General features: G+C 42.9%; 24 protein-coding genes and 1 pseudogene. 22 read left to right on the top strand and 3 right to left on the bottom strand.

All coding sequences use genetic code 11. The annotated features are described in order from the left end of the window. Positions 1-33 precede the first annotated feature (33 nt). The 7 genes and pseudogenes from B7717_RS01290 to dnaJ all read left to right on the top strand — a co-directional run bounded on the left by B7717_RS01290 (position 34) and on the right by dnaJ (position 11,838). A complete protein-coding gene (locus B7717_RS01290) occupies positions 34-1,848 on the top strand; it encodes a G5 domain-containing protein (protein ID WP_084921608.1) in 1,815 nt (604 codons plus the stop codon). A 362-nt stretch (positions 1,849-2,210) separates the two neighbouring features. Next, positions 2,211-6,272, top strand: coding sequence for an LPXTG-anchored SHIRT domain periscope protein (locus B7717_RS01285; RefSeq protein ID WP_084944027.1), 4,062 nt, complete (start codon positions 2,211-2,213; stop codon positions 6,270-6,272). Positions 6,273-6,346: 74 nt separating this feature from the next. Beyond that, positions 6,347-6,433 (top strand): annotated as a pseudogene (locus B7717_RS09730) (DUF2812 domain-containing protein); the annotation flags it as partial. A gap of 160 nt (positions 6,434-6,593) precedes the next feature. Then, on the top strand, positions 6,594-7,628 hold the full coding sequence (gene hrcA, locus B7717_RS01275) for a heat-inducible transcriptional repressor HrcA (protein WP_084944026.1): 1,035 nt from the start codon (positions 6,594-6,596) through the stop codon (positions 7,626-7,628). Positions 7,629-7,654: 26 nt separating this feature from the next. Then, positions 7,655-8,170: a nucleotide exchange factor GrpE gene (grpE, locus tag B7717_RS01270; RefSeq protein WP_084944025.1), complete on the top strand. Its 516-nt coding sequence runs from the start codon at positions 7,655-7,657 to the stop codon at positions 8,168-8,170. Between the two features lie 257 nt (positions 8,171-8,427). Next, positions 8,428-10,251 (top strand): molecular chaperone DnaK, encoded by a 1,824-nt coding sequence (gene dnaK / locus B7717_RS01260; RefSeq protein ID WP_084944023.1) that lies wholly within the window; start codon positions 8,428-8,430, stop codon positions 10,249-10,251. Between the two features lie 450 nt (positions 10,252-10,701). After that, a complete protein-coding gene (gene dnaJ / locus B7717_RS01255) occupies positions 10,702-11,838 on the top strand; it encodes a molecular chaperone DnaJ (protein WP_001066313.1) in 1,137 nt (378 codons plus the stop codon). Positions 11,839-11,915: 77 nt separating this feature from the next. Here the strand turns inward: dnaJ and B7717_RS01250 are convergent, their stop codons facing one another. From B7717_RS01250 to B7717_RS01240, 3 genes are all read right to left on the bottom strand, one after another. Beyond that, a complete protein-coding gene (locus B7717_RS01250) occupies positions 11,916-12,575 on the bottom strand; it encodes a hypothetical protein (protein ID WP_084944022.1) in 660 nt (219 codons plus the stop codon). Between the two features lie 63 nt (positions 12,576-12,638). Further along, entirely contained in the window at positions 12,639-12,917 is a 279-nt protein-coding gene (locus B7717_RS01245) for a hypothetical protein (protein WP_084944021.1), read from the bottom strand. A gap of 9 nt (positions 12,918-12,926) precedes the next feature. Next, complete coding sequence (locus B7717_RS01240; protein ID WP_084944020.1) at positions 12,927-13,337, bottom strand: HIT family protein; 411 nt, start codon at positions 13,335-13,337, stop codon at positions 12,927-12,929. Positions 13,338-13,404: 67 nt separating this feature from the next. Here B7717_RS01240 and B7717_RS01235 point away from each other — a divergent pair, with 67 nt between their 5' ends. The 15 genes from B7717_RS01235 to B7717_RS01165 all read left to right on the top strand — a co-directional run bounded on the left by B7717_RS01235 (position 13,405) and on the right by B7717_RS01165 (position 25,570). Continuing rightward, on the top strand, positions 13,405-14,136 hold the full coding sequence (locus tag B7717_RS01235) for an ABC transporter ATP-binding protein (RefSeq protein WP_084944019.1): 732 nt from the start codon (positions 13,405-13,407) through the stop codon (positions 14,134-14,136). Then, positions 14,133-15,182 carry an ABC transporter permease gene (locus tag B7717_RS01230; RefSeq protein WP_084944018.1) on the top strand — a complete coding sequence of 350 codons (1,050 nt, stop codon included), beginning with the start codon at positions 14,133-14,135 and terminating at the stop codon, positions 15,180-15,182. The genes B7717_RS01235 and B7717_RS01230 overlap by 4 nt, the downstream gene beginning before the upstream one ends. A 47-nt stretch (positions 15,183-15,229) precedes the next feature. Beyond that, a complete protein-coding gene (ccrZ, locus tag B7717_RS01225) occupies positions 15,230-16,024 on the top strand; it encodes a cell cycle regulator CcrZ (protein ID WP_000363019.1) in 795 nt (264 codons plus the stop codon). Continuing rightward, entirely contained in the window at positions 16,021-16,656 is a 636-nt protein-coding gene (gene trmB / locus B7717_RS01220; RefSeq protein WP_001266088.1) for a tRNA (guanosine(46)-N7)-methyltransferase TrmB, read from the top strand. The genes ccrZ and trmB overlap by 4 nt, the downstream gene beginning before the upstream one ends. 126 nt (positions 16,657-16,782) lie before the next feature. Beyond that, positions 16,783-17,262 carry a ribosome maturation factor RimP gene (rimP, locus tag B7717_RS01215; RefSeq protein WP_000338695.1) on the top strand — a complete coding sequence of 160 codons (480 nt, stop codon included), beginning with the start codon at positions 16,783-16,785 and terminating at the stop codon, positions 17,260-17,262. Between the two features lie 42 nt (positions 17,263-17,304). Beyond that, positions 17,305-18,441 carry a transcription termination factor NusA gene (gene nusA, locus B7717_RS01210; protein WP_084944017.1) on the top strand — a complete coding sequence of 379 codons (1,137 nt, stop codon included), beginning with the start codon at positions 17,305-17,307 and terminating at the stop codon, positions 18,439-18,441. Positions 18,442-18,462: 21 nt separating this feature from the next. Then, positions 18,463-18,756, top strand: coding sequence for an RNase P modulator RnpM (gene rnpM / locus B7717_RS01205; RefSeq protein ID WP_049500979.1), 294 nt, complete (start codon positions 18,463-18,465; stop codon positions 18,754-18,756). After that, positions 18,749-19,048 (top strand): YlxQ-related RNA-binding protein, encoded by a 300-nt coding sequence (locus tag B7717_RS01200; RefSeq protein WP_001041396.1) that lies wholly within the window; start codon positions 18,749-18,751, stop codon positions 19,046-19,048. The genes rnpM and B7717_RS01200 overlap by 8 nt, the downstream gene beginning before the upstream one ends. Positions 19,049-19,064: 16 nt before the next feature. Further along, complete coding sequence (gene infB / locus B7717_RS01195) at positions 19,065-21,809, top strand: translation initiation factor IF-2 (protein WP_084944016.1); 2,745 nt, start codon at positions 19,065-19,067, stop codon at positions 21,807-21,809. Positions 21,810-22,059: 250 nt separating this feature from the next. Beyond that, the gene (gene rbfA / locus B7717_RS01190) at positions 22,060-22,410 is read left to right on the top strand and encodes a 30S ribosome-binding factor RbfA (protein ID WP_084944015.1); all 351 of its coding nucleotides are present in this window, start codon (positions 22,060-22,062) and stop codon (positions 22,408-22,410) included. 150 nt (positions 22,411-22,560) lie between these two features. Further along, a complete protein-coding gene (locus tag B7717_RS01185) occupies positions 22,561-23,340 on the top strand; it encodes a hypothetical protein (RefSeq protein ID WP_084944014.1) in 780 nt (259 codons plus the stop codon). Position 23,341: 1 nt separating this feature from the next. Continuing rightward, positions 23,342-23,524, top strand: a complete 183-nt coding sequence (locus B7717_RS01180; protein WP_084944013.1) for a hypothetical protein — start codon at positions 23,342-23,344, stop codon at positions 23,522-23,524. Between the two features lie 214 nt (positions 23,525-23,738). Then, complete coding sequence (locus B7717_RS01175; RefSeq protein ID WP_000368739.1) at positions 23,739-23,972, top strand: DUF1858 domain-containing protein; 234 nt, start codon at positions 23,739-23,741, stop codon at positions 23,970-23,972. After that, positions 23,972-25,306 carry a DUF438 domain-containing protein gene (locus B7717_RS01170; RefSeq protein ID WP_084944012.1) on the top strand — a complete coding sequence of 445 codons (1,335 nt, stop codon included), beginning with the start codon at positions 23,972-23,974 and terminating at the stop codon, positions 25,304-25,306. Before B7717_RS01175 ends, B7717_RS01170 begins: the two co-directional genes overlap by 1 nt. Positions 25,307-25,315: 9 nt before the next feature. Then, on the top strand, positions 25,316-25,570 hold the full coding sequence (locus B7717_RS01165) for a DUF1912 family protein (RefSeq protein WP_000119707.1): 255 nt from the start codon (positions 25,316-25,318) through the stop codon (positions 25,568-25,570). The last annotated feature ends 46 nt before the right edge of the window (positions 25,571-25,616 follow it).

Below are 25,616 nucleotides of genomic sequence, written 5' to 3'. Positions count from 1 at the left end.
TTACTGTATATTGAAAGTGTTAAGGAAAGAATAATGAGTAGAAAAAAATTATTAAAGTTAGGGATTTCAATACTTGCTTTAAACGCTCTTGGAGTAGCAACTTATCATGTAGCTCCAGATTTATATCAAATTCCAACAGTGCATGCAGAAGAAACACCAGCGGAAGATGAAGAAATTCCAGATGGCCAAGAGCGAAGTATTGCAAATACTTTCAAAAGAATGCTTGATAGTATAGAATCTTCAATTAAGGATTTTACAAATAGTCCAGATGAGGGGAATAAAGAACTCCTAGAGGGTGATGTAGAAGAAGCAAAGAATTTTTTTGAGACTGCAAAGAAGGCAATGAAGAGTCCAGAAGGTCAAAAAAGTTTTGCGGCGCTTGAAGCTCGCTACAATTCTTTAAAAGCTAAGGCTGAAGCGCTTCTCTCGGGGGGAGATTTAAAAGAAGAACATCAAGAAGTCACAACTACTGAGGAGATTCCTTACCCATCTCGTACAGAAAACAATGCAGACCTCGCCGAAGGTACTCGAAAGGTAAAACAAGCGGGAGAAAAAGGTCAGAAGAAAGTTGTTTGGGATGTTACTTTGGTAAATGGCGTTGAGAAAAAACGTGATAGAAAGAGCCAAACGGTAATTAAAGAACCAGTAGAAGAAATCATCGAAGTTGGAACTAAGAAAACAGGTGTAGAAACCAAAGAAACAGTGACTGTAGAGGAAAAAGTTGCTTTCAAAGAAGAAACGAAAGTAGACCCAGCACTGGATAAAGGTAAAACACGTGTTGAAGAAGGTGAAGAAGGTATCGATGAAGTCACTTATGAAGTGACAAAAGTGGATGGTGTTGAAAAGTCTCGTAAAGAAGTTTCACGCAAGACTAAGAAAGCTGCAAAAAACAAGATTACCTATACCGGTGGGAAAGCTGTTGTAACGACTAAGGAAGTAACCAAAACGGAAGAAGTTGCCTTCCAGACTCGTGAGGTTGAAAATGCACTCTTAGCTGAAGGTGTTCGCCGAGTGAAAACAGCTGGGCAAAAAGGTGTTCGTACCATTGTTGAAACAGTGACTTACACAGACGGTGTTGAAACAGGTCGAGTTGAGAAATCAAACACAATCACCACTCCAGCAGTAGACGAAGTTGTCGAAATTGGAACTAAGAAAGCAGCTGTTGTAACGACTAAGGAAGAGACCAAGACAGAAGAAGTTGCTTTCCAAACTAAGGAAGTAACAAATCCAAATCTTCCAGAGGGCAGTCGTCAAGTGAAAGCTGCTGGTAAGAAGGGTGTTCGCACCATTGTTTATACAGTGACTTACACAGATGGCGTTGAAACAGGTCGTGTTGAGAAATCAAACACAATCACTACTCCAGCAGTAGACGAAGTTGTCGAAGTTGGAACTAAGAAAGTAGTAGCCCCAGTTGTAACGACTAAGGAAGAAACGAAGACAGAAGAAGTTGCTTTCCAAGTCAAAGAAGTGCAGAACGCAGACCTTCCAGAAGGAAGTCGTCAAGTGAAAGCTGCTGGTAAGAAGGGTGTTCGCACCATTGTTTATACAGTGACTTACACAGATGGCGTTGAAACAGGTCGTGTTGAGAAATCAAACACAATCACTACTCCAGCAGTAGACGAAGTTGTCGAAGTTGGAACTAAGAAAGTAGCTTCTACAACAACCAACGGTAATAAGAATGATACTGCGACAACAGGGAACCAAGCTGAAAGCACTAAGAAAGAAGAAACTGCAAGCCAAGAACAGAAAGTTCTACCAAGCACAGGTACAGCTTCTACCAGTCTTCTTTCAATGATTGGTTTATTTATCGCCGGTCTAGTAGGCTTTGTCGTTCGTAAGAAGGACTAAGGCTCTCTAATATACAAAAGTATCTTTTGTACGAGAAATACTAAAAAGAACCCAGAATTTATTCTTGGGTTCTTTCTTTATAAAAAATTAAATATATTAATGTTTATGTGTGGCTTGAGTACGTTATGAAACTCATAGAGTGATAATAGGATTAACTATAAAACAGTTATTCACATGGTGTAAACGCCTTTTCTAAAATTTTTATATTTTAATTATTCTCACCAAAAATTGACAATCTGGAAATACAAAATAATAAATTTTTATCTATAATCTACTTTTAATTGCCCTTTTTTTGTGTTAAAATGAGATGAATATTTCTTTTGAAATGATTAAACAATCATTTTTAGTTTTGGAGGTACATTATGAAATGGAAATATCGCATGAGAATGCCTTTTTCTACTATTTTCAGTAGAAAAAAACAGGCTTTTCTCGGACTAGTCGTTTTACTTTTTTCTATTTTTCTTATTCCGCTTCAATCTTATGCGGCTTTAGAAGAAATAAAAAACGGAACGGATATCTCAACCTTGGATATTCGTAAGTTTAATTTGAACATCAACAATTTTAGTGTTTTATCTAAATCACAGGCTGTTGATCAGTTTCATTTATCGAATCCCCACTATGAATATCTCTGGGGTGGTGCCTATCCAGGCGAGATGGAGAACTTTACTCTTAAAGTAGATAAAAGTAAAAAACAGGATCAAGTTTTTGAAAATCCTCTTTCTCTAAAATTCACAAATATTGGGACAGTTAATGGTAAGCAAGTAGATGCTTACTTAAAATTCAATAAGGTAACTCTTCACTATCTAAACACTGCTCAGGCAGAATCTGAGATGAATAGTGCTCAAAAATCTACTGTTGAATTTTTCTCTATTTCAGAATTGTGGGAAAATAATGCTTTTGAAATTGGGAATGTTCCCTATGTAGATGCAGCTCATGACTACATTATGAATAAGGCTTTTTGGCTTGATGCGGATGTAACAGCAGAGTTGCGTTATGCAGATGGTTCCGAGACAGATTTGAAGTTGGTTATGAAGCCAACAGACATCGATGCAATGGATGCCAACAACTTGAAGGAAACCTTCTATGTTAAGGATTATCAAAATGATGTTAATCTTCGTTTGATGAATAATGCCAATGTCTTAAGACAGGAAGATCAAGGAGATCGAACTGCTTGGGTAGCAACTCAGATTACAAGCGGTAGCTATTCTGAGAACAATATCTCTGGTTTTGCCCTTCGATCAAATAGTAATAGTATGAATTTTGGTTACTCATCAACAGAGGTTGCTTCGGCCGTCTTTGGTCTTTATATTGAAAAAATTGATCCGAGCCCTGTTCTAGCAGTGGATCCTACAGAGATTCCAGCTAAGGAAGGACAAGATGTAACCTATAAAGCTACGTTTAAAGTTCCGGTTCCAGGTAAGGACATTTTAGCAACGCCTTCATCTATCGAAATGGTTCAGAAATTTGATGAGCGCCTTAATTATCAAGGACTTAAAGTGGAATCAGGTGGAGTGACTTTACAGGAAGGGCGTGATTATACTATTGAAAAGAATGGTCAAACTGTTACTGTTAAAATGACACCTGAATACATAAAAGCAAATTCTTCTGCTGAAATTATTGTAACTTATAATACTACTACAAACAAAAAAGTAGAAGAAAAAGGTTCTGGAAAGATTGACAATACTGTAACATTGCATGTTGATAATTTATCAGCTCCTTCTAATCAGGTAAGCACGGCCCTCCTTTATGAAAAACATCATGAGTTTGTGAGTGGAACCCCAGGCAAAGAACTTCCACAAGAAGTGAAAGACCTGCTTCCAGCAACAGAAAAGAACTTGTCTAATGGTACTCAAGTAACGCCAACACAACCAAGCCAAACAGAAGTGAAGACGGCAGAGGGTACATGGAGCTTTAAGTCTTATGACAAGGCATCAGAAACCATCAATGGAGCGGATGCCCACTTCGTCGGTACTTGGGAATTTACCCCAGCACCAACTTACAAGGCAACACATGAATTTGTCAGCGGAACTCCAGGGAAAGACCTTCCACAAGAAGTGAAAGCCTTGCTTCCAGCAGACCAAACAGACTTGAAAGACGGTAGTCAAGCGACTCCAACTCAGCCAAGTAAAACGGAAGTGAAGACAGCAGAAGGTACTTGGAGCTTCAAGTCCTACGACAAGGCATCAGAAACCATCAATGGAGCGGATGCCCACTTCGTCGGTACTTGGGAATTTACCCCAGCACCAACTTACAAGGCAACACATGAATTTGTCAGCGGAACTCCAGGGAAAGACCTTCCACAAGAAGTGAAAGCCTTGCTTCCAGCAGACCAAACAGACTTGAAAGACGGTAGTCAAGCGACTCCAACTCAGCCAAGTAAAACGGAAGTGAAGACAGCAGAAGGTACTTGGAGCTTCAAGTCCTACGACAAGGCATCAGAAACCATCAATGGAGCGGATGCCCACTTCGTCGGTACTTGGGAATTTACCCCAGCACCAACTTACAAGGCAACACATGAATTTGTCAGCGGAACTCCAGGAAAAGACCTTCCACAAGAAGTGAAAGCCTTGCTTCCAGCAGATCAAACAGACTTGAAAGATGGTAGTCAAGCGACTCCAACTCAACCAAGTAAAACAGAAGTGAAGACAGCAGAAGGTACTTGGAGCTTCAAGTCCTACGACAAGGCATCAGAAACCATCAATGGAGCGGATGCCCACTTCGTTGGTACTTGGGAATTTACTCCAGCTCCAACTTACAAGGCAACACATGAATTTGTCAGCGGAACTCCAGGAAAAGACCTTCCACAAGAAGTGAAAGCCTTGCTTCCGGCAGACCAAACAAACTTGAAAGATGGAAGTCAAGCAACACCAACTCAACCAAGTAAAACAGAAGTGAAGACAGCAGAAGGCACATGGAGCTTTAAGTCTTATGACAAGGCATCAGAAACCATCAATGGAGCGGATGCCCATTTCATCGGTGCATGGGAATTCACCCCAGCTCCAACTTACAAGGCAACACATGAATTTGTAAGCGGAACTCCAGGCAAAGAGCTTCCACAAGAAGTGAAAACTCTGCTTCCAGCAGACCAAACAGACTTGAAAGACGGTAGTCAAGCGACTCCAACTCAACCAAGTAAAACGGAAGTGAAGACAGCAGAAGGTACTTGGAGCTTCAAGTCCTACGACAAGGCATCAGAAACCATCAATGGAGCAGATGCCCACTTCGTAGGCACCTGGGAATTCACCCCAGCTCCAACTTACAAGGCAACACATGAATTTGTCAGCGGAACTCCAGGAAAAGACCTTCCACAAGAAGTGAAAGCCTTGCTTCCAGCAGATCAAACAGACTTGAAAGATGGTAGTCAAGCGACTCCAACTCAACCAAGTAAAACAGAAGTGAAGACAGCAGAAGGTACTTGGAGCTTCAAGTCCTACGACAAGGCATCAGAAACCATCAATGGAGCGGATGCCCACTTCGTCGGTACTTGGGAATTTACCCCAGCACCAACTTACAAGGCAACACATGAATTTGTCAGCGGAATCCCAGGGAAAGACCTTCCACAAGGAGTGAAAGCCTTGCTTCCAGCAGACCAAACCGACTTGAAAGATGGTAGTCAAGCGACTCCAACTCAGCCAAGTAAAACGGAAGTGAAGACAGCAGAAGGTACTTGGAGCTTCAAGTCCTACGATAAGGCATCAGAAACCATCAATGGAGCGGATGCCCACTTCGTCGGTACTTGGGAATTTACCCCAGCACCAACTTACAAGGCAACACATGAATTTGTCAGCGGAACTCCAGGAAAAGACCTTCCACAAGAAGTGAAAGCCTTGCTTCCAGCAGACCAAACAGACTTGAAAGACGGTAGTCAAGCGACTCCAACTCAGCCAAGTAAAACGGAAGTGAAGACAGCAGAAGGCACATGGAGCTTCAAGTCCTATGACAAGACATCTGAAACTATTAATGGAGCAGATGCCCACTTTATCGGTACTTGGGAATTCACTCCAGCGCCAACAGTGACTCATAAGGCAACTCATGAGTTTGTGAGTGGAACCCCAGGCAAAGAACTTCCACAAGAAGTGAAAGACCTGCTTCCAGCAACAGAAAAGAACTTGTCTAATGGTACTCAAGTAACGCCAACACAACCAAGCCAAACAGAAGTGAAGACGGCAGAGGGTACATGGAGCTTTAAGTCTTATGACAAGGCATCAGAAACCATCAATGGAGCGGATGCCCACTTCGTCGGTACTTGGGAATTTACTCCGGCACCAAATAAAAATTCTGGAAATAATAGCCAACCAGAAGAAGGAAGTAGTCAAACTAAGGGCTTGTTACCAAACACGGGTTCAGCAGTATCTGGTCTTCTTTCAATCATCGGTCTTGCCTTTGCAAGTCTAGCAGCTTTTGTTCTTCGTAAGAAAGACTAAGCCACTCTTAGGAAATAACAAAATGACTTCTTAATTCCTGAATCTAAGAAGAGAGAACGAGAAATCGTTCTCTCTTTTTCGTTTTATACGCTTGCTTGATTTCTTATCTAATCTATGGTTTTTTCAGACTTAAAAGGAAATACCAAGTAGATGAGAAGTAAGATTATAGGTCTTCAGACTGATTTTTAGCACTCTTGGCAAAAGAGTGCTAATTTTTTGAGTTTTTGTCTTGACATTCTCTTCTAAGGGTGTATAATAGAATCATGAGTTAGCACTTGGATGCATAGAGTGCTAATCAATCAGACAGAGAGGAGTGATGAGATGGTTACTGAGCGTCAGCAGGATATTTTAAATCTGATTATTGACATCTTTACCAAAACGCACGAACCTGTCGGATCCAAGGCGCTACAAGAGTCTATCAATTCTAGTAGTGCTACCATTCGTAATGACATGGCAGCTCTAGAGAAGCAGGGTTTGCTTGAGAAGGCTCATACCTCAAGCGGTCGGATGCCAAGTGTTGCTGGTTTTCAGTACTATGTGAAACACTCGCTGGCTTTTGACAGACTGGCTGAAAATGAGGTATACGAGATTGTCAAAGCCTTTGATCAGGAGTTCTTCAAACTGGAGGATATTCTGCAAGAGGCCGCCAATCTACTAACAGACTTGAGTGGCTGTACGGTAGTAGCACTGGATGTTGAGCCGAGTAGACAGCGGTTGACAGCCTTTGATATCGTTGTTTTGGGGCAACATACAGCCTTGGCAGTATTTACCCTAGACGAGTCCCGAACGGTTACCAGTCAATTTCTGATTCCAAGGAACTTCTTGCAGGAAGATTTGTTGAAACTGAAGAGCATCATTCAGGAACGTTTCCTCGGTCACACCGTTCTGGATATTCACTACAAGATTCGGACGGAGATTCCGCAGATTATCCAGCGTTACTTCACAACTACGGACAATGTCATGGATCTCTTTGAACATATCTTTAGGGAAATGTTCAACGAAAACATTGTAGTATCTGGCAAGGTTAATCTCTTGAATTTTGCCAATCTAGCGGCCTATCAGTTCTTTGACCAACCGCAAAAGGTGGCTCTGGAGATTCGTGAGGGTCTGCATGAAGATCAGATGCAAAATGTCCGTGTTGCGGACAGTCAAGAGTCTTGTCTGGCAGACCTAGCAGTGATTAGCAGTAAATTCCTCATCCCTTATCGTGGTTTTGGAATTCTAGCGATTATCGGTCCGGTCAATCTGGATTACCAGCAATTGGTCAATCAAGTCAATGTGGTCAATCGTGTTTTGACCATGAAGTTGACAGATTTTTATCGCTACCTCAGCAGTAATCATTATGAAGTAAATTAATTTTGAAATCATTAAAGGAGGCGAAAATGGCCCAAGATAAAAAAAACGAAGAAATGAAAGAAGAGGAAGTTGTGGAAACAACTGAAGAAACAACTCCTGAGAAGTCTGAGTTGGACTTGGCAAATGAACGTGCAGATGAGTTCGAAAACAAATACCTTCGCGCTCATGCAGAAATGCAAAATATTCAACGCCGTGCCAATGAAGAACGTCAAAACTTGCAACGCTATCGTAGCCAAGACCTGGCAAAAGCAATCTTACCATCGCTCGACAACTTAGAACGTGCACTAGCCGTTGAAGGTTTGACAGACGATGTCAAAAAAGGATTGGAGATGGTGCAAGAGAGCTTGATTTACGCTTTGAAAGAAGAAGGAATCGAAGAAATTGCAGCTGACGGTGAATTTGACCATAACTATCACATGGCCATCCAAACTCTCCCAGCAGACGATGAACACCCAGCAGACACCATCGCACAAGTCTTCCAAAAAGGCTACAAACTCCATGAACGTATCCTACGCCCAGCTATGGTAGTAGTATATAACTAGGCTAGAGAACTTAAGAACTTGTCCGAAACGACAATAAACTATGAAGAAAGATAAAAAGCAAGCCGGAGGCTTGCAAGGAAGATATTGCCCGCCGTGGTAAAAGTTTCAGTAGTTTTTGCTACTGAAACAGGGGATTTTTGAGACAATAGGCTCAAAAATAAGTGATGAAATCCCGAAGGGAGTTGCTCACGTCCCCACCACTTAAGGGGAATATCAAGAAAATCAAAATTCGAATTAAAATTTAAGGAGAAAAACACATGTCTAAAATTATCGGTATTGACTTAGGTACAACAAACTCAGCAGTTGCAGTTCTTGAAGGAACTGAAAGCAAAATCATCGCAAACCCAGAAGGAAACCGCACAACTCCATCTGTAGTTTCATTCAAAAACGGCGAAATCATCGTTGGTGATGCTGCAAAACGTCAAGCAGTTACAAACCCAGATACAGTAATCTCTATCAAATCTAAGATGGGAACTTCTGAAAAAGTTTCTGCAAATGGAAAAGAATACACTCCACAAGAAATCTCAGCTATGATTCTTCAATATTTGAAAGGTTACGCTGAAGAATACCTTGGTGAAAAAGTAACCAAAGCAGTTATCACAGTCCCAGCTTACTTCAACGACGCTCAACGTCAAGCAACTAAAGACGCTGGTAAAATCGCTGGTCTTGAAGTAGAACGTATCGTCAACGAACCAACTGCAGCAGCTCTTGCTTACGGTTTGGACAAGACTGACAAAGAAGAAAAAATCTTGGTATTCGACCTTGGTGGTGGTACATTCGACGTATCTATCCTTGAATTGGGTGACGGTGTCTTCGATGTATTGTCAACTGCAGGGGACAACAAACTCGGTGGTGACGACTTTGACCAAAAAATCATCGATCACTTGGTAGCAGAATTCAAGAAAGAAAACGGTATTGACTTGTCTGCTGACAAGATGGCGATGCAACGTTTGAAAGATGCAGCTGAAAAAGCTAAGAAAGACCTTTCTGGTGTAACTTCAACACAAATCAGCTTGCCATTCATCACTGCAGGTGAGGCTGGACCTCTTCACTTGGAAATGACCTTGACTCGTGCGAAATTTGACGATTTGACTCGTGACCTTGTAGAACGTACAAAAGTTCCAGTTCGTCAAGCTCTTTCAGATGCAGGTTTGAGCTTGTCAGAAATCGACGAAGTGATCCTTGTTGGTGGTTCAACTCGTATTCCGGCAGTTGTGGAAGCTGTTAAGGCTGAAACTGGTAAAGAACCAAACAAATCAGTGAACCCTGATGAAGTAGTTGCCATGGGTGCTGCTATCCAAGGTGGTGTTATTACTGGTGATGTCAAAGACGTTGTCCTTCTTGACGTAACACCATTGTCACTTGGTATCGAAACAATGGGTGGCGTCTTCACTAAGCTGATCGACCGCAACACAACGATTCCAACTTCTAAATCACAAGTCTTCTCTACAGCAGCGGACAACCAACCAGCCGTTGATATCCATGTTCTTCAAGGTGAACGCCCAATGGCAGCAGATAACAAGACTCTTGGACGCTTCCAATTGACAGATATCCCAGCTGCACCTCGTGGTATTCCACAAATCGAAGTAACATTTGATATCGACAAGAACGGTATCGTATCTGTTAAGGCCAAAGACCTTGGAACTCAAAAAGAACAAACAATTGTGATCCAATCTAACTCAGGTTTGACAGATGAAGAAATCGACCGCATGATGAAAGATGCAGAAGCTAACGCTGAAGCAGATAAGAAACGTAAAGAAGAAGTAGACCTTCGTAACGAAGTAGACCAAGCAATCTTTGCGACTGAAAAGACAATCAAGGAAACTGAAGGAAAAGGCTTCGATGCAGAACGTGATGCTGCCCAAGCTGCCCTTGATGACCTTAAGAAAGCGCAAGAAGACAACAACTTGGACGAAATGAAAGCAAAACTTGAAGCATTGAACGAAAAAGCTCAAGGGCTTGCTGTTAAACTCTACGAACAAGCCGCTGCAGCTCAACAAGCTCAAGCAGGAGCAGAAGGCGCACAAGCAACAGGAAACGCAGGCGATGACGTCGTAGACGGAGAGTTTACGGAGAAATAAAATAGTCCAGTGGACTATTTTATACCGAGCTTGAAAATCGGAGAGCGAGGGCGTTAAGAATGAGGAATCACTAAAGTGATTGTCATTCTACGGCAATCGCTATGGTGACTTGCCTAAACGCCTTACTAGTTCAAAAACAAAGTATAATCGACTTTGTTTTTGAACGTCGTAATGATAGGAAGAAATCCAGAGGTTGCAACCCAGCCTCTGTTTTTCGGTAAAAAGGGGCTAAACCCAATTTATTTGAGTTTTTATCATCAATATGAAAGAAAGGAATTGAACCCGAACTAGATTGAGGTTTCGTTCCGCAATATTAACAGAAAGGAATAAGGGTGTTCGTAATTGAACTCGAGCGGAAAGCTTGGAAATTAGATAAACCTCCTAAGAAATCAGGATTTCTTGTCGGTTTCCTAAATTTCAGTCGCTTTCTGTTCGCTCTTAGTATCTTGTATGAACAATACTGAATTTTACGACCGTCTGGGGGTGTCAAAAAACGCTTCGGCAGACGAGATCAAAAAGGCTTATCGTAAGCTTTCGAAAAAATATCACCCAGATATCAACAAGGAGCCTGGCGCTGAGGAAAAATACAAGGAAGTTCAAGAAGCCTATGAGACTTTGAGTGACGACCAAAAACGTGCAGCCTACGACCAATATGGTGCTGCGGGTGCCAACGGTGGCTTTGGTGGTGCTGGCGGTTTCGGTGGCTTTGACGGAGCAGGTGGCTTCGGTGGTTTTGAAGATATCTTCTCAAGTTTTTTCGGGGGAGGAGGAGCTTCACGCAATCCAAACGCTCCTCGTCAAGGGGATGACCTCCAGTACCGTGTGAACTTGACCTTTGAAGAAGCTATTTTTGGAACAGAAAAAGAAGTTAAATATAATCGTGAAGCCAGCTGTCGTACATGTAACGGATCTGGTGCTAAGCCAGGAACAAGTCCAGTCACTTGTGGACGCTGTCATGGCGCTGGTGTCATTAACGTTGATACGCAGACTCCTCTTGGTATGATGCGCCGTCAAGTAACCTGTGATGTCTGTCATGGTCGCGGAAAAGAAATTAAAGATCCATGTACAACTTGTCATGGAACAGGTCATGAAAAACAAGCTCATAGCGTACATGTAAAAATCCCTGCTGGTGTGGAAACAGGCCAACAAATCCGCCTCGCTGGTCAAGGTGAAGCAGGCTTTAACGGTGGACCTTACGGGGACTTGTACGTGGTGGTTTCTGTTGAAGCCAGTGATAAATTTGAACGTGAAGGAACAACTATTTTCTACAAGTTGAATCTCAATATTGTCCAAGCAACTCTAGGAGATACTGTGGAAATTCCAACTGTGCATGGCGCTGTCGAATTGGTTATCCCAGAAGGAACTCAGACTGGCAAGAAATTCCGCCTACGTGGCAAGGGAGCACCGAGCCTTCGTGGTGGTGCTGTTGGTGACCAATACGTAACCGTTAATGTCGTAACTCCGACAGGCTTGAACGATCGCCAAAAAGCAGCGCTTAAAGAATTCGCAGCTGCAGGTGACTTGAAAGTCAATCCAAAGAAAAAAGGCTTCTTTGACCATATTAAAGATGCCTTTGAAGGAGAATAAAGTAAAAAGAGCCGATTGGCTCTTTTTGTATAATTTTGGGAAATTTAGTATCGAAAAATCATTTTCCAGTTAGTCTACTATCTATGCTTTTGAGTGAGCAAGCCAGCCTCATCCATCTCCTGGATGAGTTGCTTGATTTCCGCTTCTTTGCCATGCTTAACGGTGATGGTATCAATGTGTTTGATCGCCGAATTATCCTGAATATCTACCAAGGTCAAGGCTTTTTCATAGAATACGATTCCCTTTTTGAGACTTTTCTGATCCTTCCAAGCTAGAGTTGTGTAGGTAGAGTTTGATTTCTTTCCTTTTTCTTGGAAATACTTCTCGCCCTCCTCCCCTAAAAATTGTATTAAACCACGATTGAATAAGTTGTCTCCTACTTTATAGTAGGAGATGTCTCCTGTCTGGAGGACATAGACTTTAAGTCGGTTTTTGGTGAGGTTTGGACTTTCCTTTAGAACGGGATGGCTATTGACAACCTCATCTGAGAAAGTAACATAAAAATTTAAGCCCCCTCCCTCGTATTGATAGTGTCCATCTGATTCGACTTTCTCAGGAGGGAGGTCAAGGGAGATAAAGATTTGTTTTAAGGTTTCATTCCCATTTCGGGTGTCACTCGGTGAAGCCTTGAAAAGATTCATCAGTAGTAGAAATGCCAAGGCTGCAAGCAGGCAGAGGCAACCACAAGGGAACGCGATGACCTTCGCTAGAACTTTTAAAAACTGTTTCACTTTCATTCCCTCCCTTTTCTGTTCGAATCTAGTAACCCAAAATGGATTTAAGGAAATTTGGAGGCTCTCTTATCCTTGTTTTTCTTCTTGGAGGACCGCCATTCTGGTTTGGAAATCTTTTTCCAAGACTTTGAATTTATAGGTTAAGTCTTTTTGGTATTCTTTGATGAGGGCTTTTTGTTGGTCGATGATTTGTAGGCTGTTTTGGATGACATCCAAATCCTCCTTCATAGCTTCGACACGGTCGCTAGTATCCATAAATTCCTCTGTGATGGCTTGGCGATTTTTCACGACAAAATAACTTCCAGCTGCAGCTCCTGCAAATAGCAGTAGATTTGATAGTTTCATGGCATCTCCTTAAGCGTTTTTAATGGTTTCAGCGACTTGGGCAAGTTTGTCAAAGTCAGGTTTGTGGGCGATAAAGTCAATCTTGAGGTCATCTTCTGCACCGTAACGAGGTACGAGATGCACGTGAGTATGAAAGACTGTTTGACCAGCAACTTCCTCACAGTTGGCGATGATATTCATACCAGCAGCTTTGGTAGCTTTCATAACTTTTTGAGCTACCAGTGGCACTTGGGCAAAGAGTTGGCTGGCACTTGCGGCATCCATCTCCAAAAGATTGCGATAGTGCTCTTTTGGTACAATGAGGGTGTGTCCAGGCGTTACTTGAGAGATATCAAGAAAGGCAAGAACCTGCTCATCTTCGTGTACTTTTGAAGCAGGAATCTCCCCTGCGATAATCTTACAAAAAATGCAATCTGACATAAAATCCACCTCTACTGTATTGAATTTTGATATAATATAGCTACATTATACCAGATTCGGAGAAAATATGTTAGAAATTAAAAACCTGACAGGAGGCTATGTTCACGTCCCTGTCTTGAAAGATGTGTCCTTTACCGTTGAAAGTGGGCAGTTGATCGGTTTGATTGGTCTCAACGGTGCTGGGAAATCAACGACAATCAATGAAATTATTGGTCTGTTGACGCCTTATAGTGGGGAAATCAAAATTAATGGTTTGACCCTGCGAGAAGATGCGACTAGCTACCGCAAGCAGATTGGCTACATCCCAGAAACGCCTAGCTTGTATGAGGAATTGACCCTCAGAGAGCATATCGAGACGGTTGCCATGGCCTATGGTGTTGAGCAGAATATAGCTTTTGATCGTGTGGAACCTTTGTTAAAAATGTTTCGTTTGGATCAAAAATTAGACTGGTTCCCAGTGCATTTCTCCAAAGGGATGAAGCAGAAGGTCATGATTATCTGTGCTTTTGTCGTAGATCCGAGCCTTTTCATCGTTGATGAGCCTTTCCTTGGGCTCGATCCGCTGGCCATTTCTGACTTGATTCAGCTTCTAGAAGTAGAAAAGCAAAAAGGCAAGTCCATCCTCATGAGTACCCATGTGCTGGACTCTGCAGAAAAGATGTGTGATGCCTTTGTTATTCTCCACAAGGGGGAGGTGTGGGCTCAGGGCAACCTCCAGCAACTGCGCGAGACCTTTAGCATGCCTGAAGCGAGTTTGAATGACATTTACTTGGCTCTAACCAAAGAGGGGGACCTATGAAAGACTTGTTTTTAAGGAGAAAGCAGGCTTTTCGTAAGGAGTGCGTCGGTTATCTGCGCTATGTTCTCAATGACCACTTTGTCTTATTCCTGCTTGTTCTCATCGGTTTTCTAGCCTACCAGTACAGTAAACTCTTGCAAGATTTTCCTGAAAATCATTGGCCCATCCTCTTGTTTTTGGGGATTGTATCTGCCTTGCTTTTGGCTTGGGGAGGAATCGCGACCTACATGGAAGGACCTGACAAGCTCTTTCTCTTAGTCAGTGAAGAGGAGGTCAAGTCATACCTCAAAGGGCAGACGGTGCGTTCACTGGTTTTCTGGACAATTGTTCAAACCCTCTTTTTACTCCTGTTTGCCCCCTTATTTTTAGCCATGGGCTATGGCTTGCTAGCCTTTCTCGTCTATGTGCTTTTACTGGGAGCAGCGAAGTACCTCCTCTTTCGACACAAAGCCAGCAAATTTTATACTGAGACTGACCTCGACTGGGACTATGTCATTGTCCAAGAAAGCAAGCGCAAGCAGGTCTTGCTTCGTTTCTTTGCTCTCTTTACTCAGGTCAAGGGGGTTTCAAATAGTGTCAAACGTCGCGCTTATCTGGATTTTATCCTTAAAGCAGTTCAGAAAGTGCCGAGCAAGATTTGGCAAAACCTCTATCTTCGTTCTTATCTGCGAAATGGAGATCTCTTTGCCCTCAGTCTCCGCCTCTTACTCCTATCCTTGTTAGCTGTGATCTTCATCGAGCAATCCTGGATCGCGACAGCAGTAGTAGTTTTATTTAACTATCTCCTGCTCTTTCAGTTACTGGCCCTCTATCATGCCTTTGACTACCAGTACTTGACTCAGCTCTTTCCACTAGAAAAAGGGGAGAAAGAGAAGGGATTGAAACAGATTGTGCTTGGTGTGGGAAGTGCAGTTCTTTTGCTGGAATTGCTAGTCGGAGCAGTGGTTTTTCAAGAAAAAATAGCCTTGTTGGCTCTTGTAGGGACTAGTCTCTTCCTACAATTATTTTATTTGCCTTACCAACTAAAAAGATTGGTTGACGAATAGACCAAAAACTAGTAGAATAGTAAGGAAACTTTATACGGAGGAAAGAAATGGACTTGGGTGATAATGAGCTAACGCTGACCCCTATCCCTGGGAAGAGTGGCAAAGCTTATATGGGAAGCTACCCTGATGGGAAGCGCGTCTTTGTAAAAATGAACACCTCTCCAATCCTACCTGGCCTAGCCAGAGAACAAATCGCTCCTCAATTACTATGGACTCGTCGTTTGCCAGATGGCCGTGATATGTGTGCTCAGGAATGGCTGACGGGTAAAATCTTGACCCCCTACGATATGAATCGCAAGCAGATTATCAATATCTTGAACCGCCTTCACCGCTCGCGTCCTTTGATGAAGCAGTTGAGCCGTTTGGGATATACCATGGAAACACCAGTTGATTTGCTACGTTCTTGGCAGCAAGGAGTTCCAGAAATCTTGAAGCAGAACCACTATTTGAACAGTGTGATTGCTGAGCTAGGTAAGACGGTTCCAGGTTTTAGGGAAGACCATGCAACGATTGTGCACGGGGATCTTCGTCATAGTAATTGGATTGAAACAGAGAGTGGACTCGTTTATCTAGTGGATTGGGATTCGGTTCGTCTGACGGATCGTATGTTTGATGTGGCGCATTTGCTATGCCACTACATTCCGGATCATCAGTGGCGCCAATGGTTGAGAGACTACGGCTATAAGTACAATCAGACAGTGTTAGATAAATTGTATTGGTATGGTCAGTATTCTTATTTGAACCAGATTGCCAAATACTGTGAAAATCAAGATTTAGACAATGTAAACCGGGAGATTTATGCCTTGCGCGTCTTCCGTGACAAGTATGGAAAGAAGAGATGAGAGTTAGAAATCGTAAAGGGGCGACAGAATTACTAGAGGCCAATCCTCAGTATGTGGTCCTCAATCCCTTGGAAGCTAAAGGGAAATGGCGAGACTTGTTTGGAAATGATCATCCTATTCATGTTGAAGTTGGAAGTGGGAAAGGGGCCTTCGTATCAGGAATGGCCAAGCAAAATCCTGACATCAACTACATCGGGATTGATATCCAAAAGTCGGTATTGAGTTATGCCTTGGATAAGGTATTAGAAGTTGGAGTGCCCAACATCAAATTGCTGTGGGTAGATGGTTCAGATTTGACAGACTACTTTGAAGACGGTGAGATTGATCGTCTCTACCTAAACTTTTCTGATCCTTGGCCTAAAAAACGCCATGAAAAACGTCGTTTGACTTACAAGAGTTTCTTGGATACCTTCAAGCGCATCTTGCCTGAGAATGGGGAAATCCATTTCAAGACAGATAACCGTGGCTTATTTGAGTATAGTCTAGTGAGCTTTTCTCAGTATGGGATGAAACTCAATGGTGTTTGGCTAGACTTGCATGCCAGTGATTTTGAAGGCAATGTCATGACAGAATATGAGCAAAAATTCTCCAGCAAAGGTCAAGTGATCTATCGAGTTGAAGCAGAATTTTAAGAAATAGCTTGAAAACCAGCTGTTTGAGTGCTAATGCTTTACATAAATTGACAAACGTGCTATACTGATAGTAAGAATATGAGAAAGAGAGGCGGGGAAATATCTTCGCCTCTTGCTTATGAGGAGGTGGACGCAATCGCAACAATCGTAGAATTAGTCAGAGAAGTTGTAGAACCTGTCATCCAAGCGCCTTTCGAGCTCGTGGATATCGAGTATGGAAAGATTGGCAGTGACATGATTCTCAGTATTTTTGTAGATAAACCTGAAGGAATTACCTTGAACGACACGGCAGATTTGACAGAAATCATCAGTCCTGTCCTAGACACCATCAAGCCCGATCCCTTCCCAGAACAATATTTCCTAGAAATCACCAGTCCAGGCTTGGAACGTCCTTTGAAAACCAAGGATGCTGTCGCTGGAGCTGTTGGGAAATACATCCATGTTGGGCTCTACCAGGCCATCGATAAACAAAAAGTCTTTGAAGGAACTTTGGTATCCTTTGAAGAGGACGAGTTGACCATGGAGTATATGGACAAGACACGTAAGAAAACCGTCCAAATTCCATACAGTTTAGTATCAAAAGCACGTTTAGCAGTAAAACTATAGAAAAGAAAGGATAGCTTTTGAGGATTCAAAAGTAAAAAGAACATGAGTAAAGAAATGCTAGAGGCCTTCCGCATTTTGGAAGAAGACAAGGGAATCAAAAAAGAAGATATCATCGACGCAGTAGTAGAGTCGCTTCGTTCCGCTTATCGCAGACGCTATGGTCAATCTGACAGCGTAGCTATTGACTTCAACGAAAAAACAGGTGACTTTACAGTTTATACTGTCCGTGAAGTTGTTGATGAAGTATTTGATAGCCGTTTGGAAATTAGCTTGAAAGATGCCCTTGCCATTAATTCAGCCTATGAGCTTGGTGACAAAATCAAGTTTGAAGAAGCGCCAGCTGAGTTTGGTCGTGTAGCAGCCCAATCTGCTAAACAAACCATCATGGAAAAAATGCGCAAGCAAACACGTGCTATCACTTACAATACTTATAAAGAACATGAACAAGAAATCATGTCTGGTACAGTAGAAAGATTTGACAACCGCTTTATTTACGTCAACCTTGGCAGCATCGAAGCCCAATTGTCCAAACAAGACCAAATTCCTGGAGAAGTCTTTGCTTCCCATGATCATATCGAAGTCTACGTTTACAAGGTTGAAGACAACCCTCGTGGTGTCAACGTCTTTGTTAGCCGTAGCCATCCAGAAATGATCAAACGCTTGATGGAGCAAGAAATTCCAGAAGTGTATGATGGAACTGTTGAAATCATGAGCGTAGCCCGCGAAGCTGGTGACCGTACTAAGGTTGCTGTTCGTAGCCACAATCCAAACGTGGACGCTATTGGGACAATCGTTGGACGTGGTGGTGCCAATATCAAGAAAATCACCAGCAAATTCCACCCAGCTCGTTACGATGCCAAGAGTGACCGCATGATTCCTGTTGAAGAAAACATCGACGTTATCGAGTGGGTAGCAGATCCAGCTGAGTTTATCTACAATGCCATCGCACCGGCAGAGGTTGACCAAGTTATCTTTGATGAAAATGACAGCAAACGTGCCTTGGTCGTTGTACCTGATAACAAGCTTTCTCTTGCTATCGGTCGTCGTGGACAAAACGTTCGCTTGGCGGCTCACTTGACGGGTTACCGTATCGATATCAAGTCTGCCAGCGAATTTGAAGCTATGGAAGAAGCAGGTCAAGTTGATTACGCAGCTGCGGATGAATTGATCGAAGAATAAAAGCTGCTAGAGGAGGGAAAGATGAAAACAAGAAAAATCCCTTTGCGCAAGTCTGTTGTATCCAATGAAGTGATTGATAAGCGTGATTTGCTCCGCATTGTCAAGAACAAAGAAGGACAGGTCTTTATCGATTCGACAGGCAAGGCCAATGGCCGTGGCGCTTATATCAAGCTAGACAATGCAGAAGCCCTAGAGGCAAAAAAGAAGAAAGTCTTTAACCGCAGCTTTAACATGGAAGTGGAAGAAAGCTTTTATGACGAGTTGATCGCCTATGTTGATCACAAAGTGAAAAGAAGAGAGTTAGGACTTGAATAAGCAAAAGATAAGTAATCTCTTGGGACTTGCTCAACGAGCAGGCCGGATCATATCAGGTGAGGAATTGGTGGTCAAGGCCATCCAAGACCAGAAAGCCAAGTTAGTCTTTCTAGCCCATGATGCTGGTCCCAATCTGACCAAGAAGATTCAAGATAAAAGTGACTATTATCAAGTAGAAGTTATAACCGTGTTTTCAACACTGGAATTAAGCATAGCAGTCGGAAAATCGCGAAAGGTTTTGGCTGTGACAGATGCTGGATTTACAAAGAAAATGAGGTCTCTTATGGAATAGAAGAGGAGGACATGATTTGTCTAAGAAAAGATTGTACGAAATCGCAAAAGAACTTGGAAAAGAAAGTAAAGAAGTTGTAGCGCGTGCAAAAGAGTTGGGCTTGGATGTGAAAAGCCACTCATCAAGCGTGGAAGCTGCTGCTGCTGAGCAAATCGCAGCTAGCTTTAAACCTGCACCTGCTCCTAAGGCAGAAGCAAAACCTGCAGCACCAAAAGCAAGTGAAGCGAAGGTGGAAAAGAAATCTGAAACACCAGTAGCTCCTAAGGAAGAAAAAGTAGTAGCTGCTAGACCACAAAGCCGAAACTTCAAGGCAGAGCGTGAAGCTCGTGCAAAAGAGCAAGCAGAGCGACGCAAGCAAAACAAGGGCAACAACCGCGACCAACAACAAAACGGGAACCGTCCCAAAAATGAGAACCGTAATGGTGGAAAAACAGGTCAAGGAAACCGCGACAACCGTCGTTTTAATGATCAAGGGAAGAAACAACAAGGTCAGCAAAACCGTGGTAATGATCGTCGCCAACAAGTGGAAAATCGTCCGAACCAAGCTGGTCCACGTATTGATTTCAAGGCTCGTGCAGCAGCCCTGAAGGCAGAACAAAATGCCGAATACGCACGCTCAAGCGAGGAACGTTTCAAACAGTCACAAGCAGCTAAAGAAGCCTTGGCTCAAGCTAATAAACGCAAAGAACCGGAGGAAATCTTTGAAGAAGCTGCTAAGCTAGCTGAACAAACTCAGCCAGCAGTAACAGTAGCTCCTGTAGTCAAAGAGCCTGTAGTAGATACACGTCGTAAAAAACAAGCCCGACCAGACAAAGATCGTGATGATTACGATCGTGAAGAAGATGGTCCTAGAAAACAACAAAAGAATCGAAGTAGTCAGAATCAAGTGAGAAATCAAAGAAATAGTAACTGGAATAACAACAAGAAAAATAAAAAAGGGAACAAGCAAAACAACCGTAACCAGACTCCAAAACCTGTTACAGAGCGTAAGTTCCACGAATTGCCAACAGAATTTGAGTATACAGATGGTATGACTGTTGCGGAAATCGCAAAACGTATCAAACGTGAACCAGCTGAAATCGTTAAGAAACTCTTTATGATGGGTGTCATGGCCACACAAAACCAATCCTTAGATGGGGAAACCATCGAACTCCTCATGGTGGATTACGGTATCGAAGCCAAACAAAAGGTTGAAGTGGATAATGCCGACATCGAACGTTTCTTTGTAGAAGATGGTTATCTCAATGAAGATGAATTGGTTGAGCGTCCACCAGTTGTAACCATCATGGGACACGTTGACCATGGTAAGACAACCCTTTTGGATACCCTTCGTAACTCTCGCGTTGCGACAGGTGAAGCAGGTGGTATCACTCAGCATATCGGTGCCTATCAAATCGTGGAAAATGGCAAGAAGATTACCTTCCTTGATACACCAGGACACGCGGCCTTTACCTCTATGCGTGCGCGTGGTGCATCTGTTACCGATATTACCATCTTGGTCGTGGCGGCCGATGACGGGGTTATGCCTCAGACTATCGAAGCCATCAACCACTCAAAAGCGGCCAACGTTCCAATCATCGTAGCTATCAACAAGATTGATAAACCAGGTGCCAATCCAGAACGTGTTATCGGTGAATTGGCAGAGCATGGTGTTATGTCAACTGCCTGGGGTGGTGATTCTGAATTTGTTGAAATCTCAGCTAAATTCAACCAAAATATCGAAGAATTGTTGGAAACAGTCCTTCTTGTGGCTGAAATCCAAGAACTCAAGGCAGACCCAACAGTGCGTGCGATCGGTACGGTTATCGAAGCTCGCTTGGATAAAGGGAAAGGTGCGGTCGCAACCCTTCTTGTGCAACAAGGTACCTTGAATGTCCAAGACCCAATCGTTGTCGGAAATACCTTCGGTCGTGTACGTGCTATGACCAATGATCTTGGTCGTCGTGTCAAGGTTGCAGGCCCATCAACGCCGGTTTCTATCACAGGTCTAAACGAAGCGCCAATGGCTGGTGACCACTTTGCCGTTTACGAAGATGAAAAATCTGCGCGTGCAGCAGGTGAAGAACGTGCCAAACGTGCCCTCATGAAACAACGCCAAGCTACCCAACGTGTCAGCCTTGAAAACCTCTTTGATACGCTTAAAGCTGGTGAGCTCAAGTCAGTTAATGTTATCATCAAGGCCGACGTACAAGGTTCTGTTGAAGCCCTTTCTGCCTCACTTCAAAAGATCGATGTAGAAGGTGTCAAAGTTACCATTGTCCACTCGGCAGTCGGTGCTATCAACGAATCTGACGTGACCCTTGCGGAAGCTTCAAATGCCTTTATCGTTGGTTTCAACGTACGCCCTACACCACAAGCGCGTCAACAAGCAGAAGCTGATGATGTAGAAATCCGTCTCCACAGTATTATCTACAAGGTTATCGAAGAGATGGAAGAAGCCATGAAAGGGATGCTTGACCCAGAATTTGAAGAAAAAGTTATCGGTGAAGCAGTTATCCGTGAAACCTTTAAGGTATCTAAAGTCGGAACTATCGGTGGATTCATGGTTATCAACGGTAAGGTTACCCGTGACTCGAAAGTTCGTGTTATCCGTGATGGTGTCGTTATCTATGACGGTGAACTTGCAAGCTTGAAACACTACAAAGACGACGTCAAAGAAGTTACAAACGGTCGTGAAGGTGGATTGATGATTGATGGCTACAATGATATCAAGACTGATGATGTGATTGAGGCATACGTCATGGAAGAAATCAAACGTTAAGATTTTTGCTCCTTTCTTAGGTGGTGAGGGACGCAAGCAAACCGATGGTTTCATTGCTTATTTTTGAGCCTAGTGTCTCAAAAATCCCCTGTGATGGGACTGATAAATCAGTTCCATCACTTTCACCACAGCGAAAGAAGCGAATGAGTTCAAATTGCACTTCGTTTCAATTTGAATTGAAAAACAATAAATTTAAAAATAGCTAGGTCTGCTGGCCTAGCTTTTGGTTCAAAGTAGAGAAAGGAATATCATGGCAAATCATTTCCGTACGGATCGTGTGGGCATGGAAATCAAGCGTGAAGTCAATGAGATTTTGCAAAAGAAAGTCCGTGATCCGCGTGTCCAAGGTGTGACCATCACAGATGTTCAGATGCTAGGTGACTTGTCTGTAGCCAAGGTTTACTACACCATTTTGAGTAACCTTGCTTCGGATAACCAAAAAGCTCAAATCGGGCTTGAAAAAGCAACTGGTACGATTAAACGTGAACTTGGTCGCAATTTGAAATTGTACAAAATCCCAGATTTGATCTTCGTCAAAGACGAGTCCATCGAATATGGAAACAAGATTGACGAGATGCTACGCAATCTGGATAAGAACTAAAAAAGAGGGTCACCCCTCTTTTTTGTTGCCAGAGCATGATTATTGCTATTTGACGATGTATCTATCTAATAAAAATCGGTTTAAAAAATTTGTAAATTTCAAATAGTATGATATGATAAAGCTTGATATAAATGAAAAACGGAGAGACATATGGCTAAACAAGATATAGCTATGCAAGTGCTGCAACAAGTGGTAAAATTACCCGTAGTCAAAGTTGATCGAGAGAAATTTTTAGTAGAAAAGTTTTCAAAGGAATTAGACCGTAAGGATCTTCCAACTTTGATTGAACAAGGACCGACGACTTTATTACCCCAGGAAAGCTTGGATAGAGTGGCCAAGGCCTGTATTAAGGACAATGTCCTGTTAGCTAGTGGAACATCGGTGCTGGCAGGTCTACCTGGAGGTCTTGCCATGGCGATCACAATCCCGACAGATGTAGCCCAATTTTACGCTTTCTCATTAAAACTAGCTCAGGAATTAGGGTATATTTACGGATTTGATGATCTCTGGGCATCGCGAAATGAGTTGAGTGAAGATGCTAAAAACACGCTTTTACTTTATCTCGGTGTGATGCTGGGAGTAAATGGTGCAGGTGCTCTGCTTCGATCAGGCGGTGTGACAGTAGCCAAACAAGTCATAAAAGTAGTGAATAAGAAAGCTTTGACAAAGACGCTCTGGTATCCTATTTTAGAGAAAATTTTGAAAATTTTTGGTGTTAATCTGACAAAAGGAGGCTTAGCCAAAGGAATGGGAAAAGTGATTCCTATCCTAGGTGGAGTCATTTCTGGTGGCTTAACCTTTGCGACCATGAAACCGATGGGAGAAAGATTGCAACAGGAATTGTCCAAGCTAGTCAACTACAATGAAGTGCAATATCAAAGAGATGTTGATACTATCCGAAAAGAGGTCGAAATCATCGAAGGAGAGTAAGATGGGATTCATTAAAATTCTAGCTAAGACATACGGGAATTACTTTTTCGTGATGCAAAGCGTCAAAGTCCTGAAGAACATGAAAAAAGATGACAATACTCTAGTAGGTTTCGGGAAAGTACTGCTTGCTGACAAGTTGATGGATGTAGCCCAGTGGCTCGCAAAACCAGATGATAAGGAATAACTTGAAATGAAAGAAACTAGCAGGAATTCCACTGCTAGTTTTTTAATCTCTTCCCATATGGTATAATATAAGCAGTAAAATCATTTTATACTCTTCGAAAATCTCTTCAAACCACGTCAGCTTCACCTTGCCGTACTTAAGTACAGCCTGCGGCTAGCTTCCTAGTTTGCTCTTTGATTTTCATTGAGTATTAGAACATACAATGGAGGTCGTCATGGACAATATCATCGATGTGTCAATACCCGTTGCAGAAGTGGTAGACAAGCACCCAGAAGTTTTGGAAATCCTAGTGGAGCTCGGTTTTAAACCACTTGCTAATCCCTTGATGCGCAATACAGTCGGTCGCAAAGTATCGCTCAAACAGGGTTCTAAGCTTGAAGGAACTCCTATGGACAAGATTGTCCGCACGTTGGAAGCGAACGGCTATGAAGTGATTGGATTAGACTAATGGCAGATGAACGGATTCATATCCTACGGGATATTTTGTTAGAATTGCACAATGGTGCCTCTCCTGAGTCAGTTCAGGAGCGTTTTGATGCGACCTTTACAGGTGTGTCAGCCATCGAAATTTCCCTCATGGAGCACGAGCTGATGAACTCAGACTCAGGAGTCACCTTTGAAGATGTCATGGAGCTCTGTGATGTCCATGCCAATCTTTTTAAAAACGCTGTTAAGGGTGTCGAAGTAGAGGATACCGAACACCCTGGTCACCCAGTTCGCGTCTTCAAGGATGAAAATCTGGCTCTCCGGGCTGCCTTGATTCGCATTCGGAGACTGTTAGATACCTATGAGTCTATGGAAGACGAGGAAATGCTGGCAGAGATGCGTAAGGGTTTGGTCCGTCAAATGGGGCTGTTGGGGCAATTTGATATCCACTACCAACGCAAGGAAGAGCTCTTTTTCCCCATCATGGAGCGCTATGGACACGATTCACCTCCAAAAGTTATGTGGGGAGTGGATGACCAGATAAGGGAGCTCTTTCAAACAGCTCTAACGACAGCCAAGTCACTACCAGAAGTGTCGATTAGCAGTGTAAAGGGAGATTTTGAAGCTTTTGCGACAGAGTTTGAGAGCATGATTTTCAAGGAAGAGTCCATTCTTCTCATGATTCTCCTTGAGTCTTTTACTCAGGATGACTGGATTCAGATTGCGGAGGAGAGTGAAGCCTATGGCTATGCCATCATCCGTCCGTCTGAGAAATGGGTGCCAGAACGCCAGAGCTTTGTTGAGGAAAAGAGTGCAGAGGGGGCCGTGCAGCTAGACATGGCTGAAGGCCAAGTGCAGCAAGTTATCGATACACCAGAAGGCCAGTTTACCATTACCTTTACCCCTAAGGAAAAGGAAGCAGTGCTGGACCGCCATAGTCAACAGGCTTTTGGCAATGGCTATCTCTCCGTCGAGCAGGCCAACCTCATCCTCAATCACCTTCCCATGGAGATTACCTTTGTCAATAAAGACGGCATTTTCCAGTATTACAATGATAATACGCCAGCTGATGAGATGATTTTCAAACGGACGCCGTCCCAAGTCGGGCGCAATGTTGAACTCTGTCATCCGCCTAAGTACCTAGACAAGGTGAAGGCCGTTATGCAAGGTCTTCGTGAAGGGGTCAAGGACAAGTATGAAATGTGGTTCAAGTCAGATTCGCGAGGCAAGTTTGTCCACATTACCTATGCTGCGGTACACGATGAAAACGGGGAATTCCAAGGCGTGTTGGAGTATGTTCAGGATATCCAGCCCTACCGAGAGATTGATACGGACTTCTTCCGTGGATTAGAATAAGGAGAATCAATGAGTTACGAACAGGAATTTATGAAGGAATTTGAAGCTTGGGTCAATACCCAGATCATGATCAACGACATGGCGCACAAGGAAAGTCAAAAGGTCTACGAAGAAGACCAAGACGAACGTGCCAAAGATGCCATGATTCGCTACGAAAGTCGCTTGGATGCCTACCAGTTCTTGCTTGGTAAGTTCGAAAATTTCAAGGCAGGCAAGGGATTCCATGATTTGCCAGAAGGATTGTTTGGTGAGCGAAACTATTAAAATACAGATACTTTCTTGATTTTTTCCCAAAATCTTGATAGAATAT

Origin of the sequence: Streptococcus oralis subsp. oralis, from assembly GCF_002096495.1 — a bacterium.
GTDB classification, from domain to species: domain Bacteria; phylum Bacillota; class Bacilli; order Lactobacillales; family Streptococcaceae; genus Streptococcus; species Streptococcus oralis_CU.
This window is presented reverse-complemented; position numbering and strand designations above follow the sequence as displayed.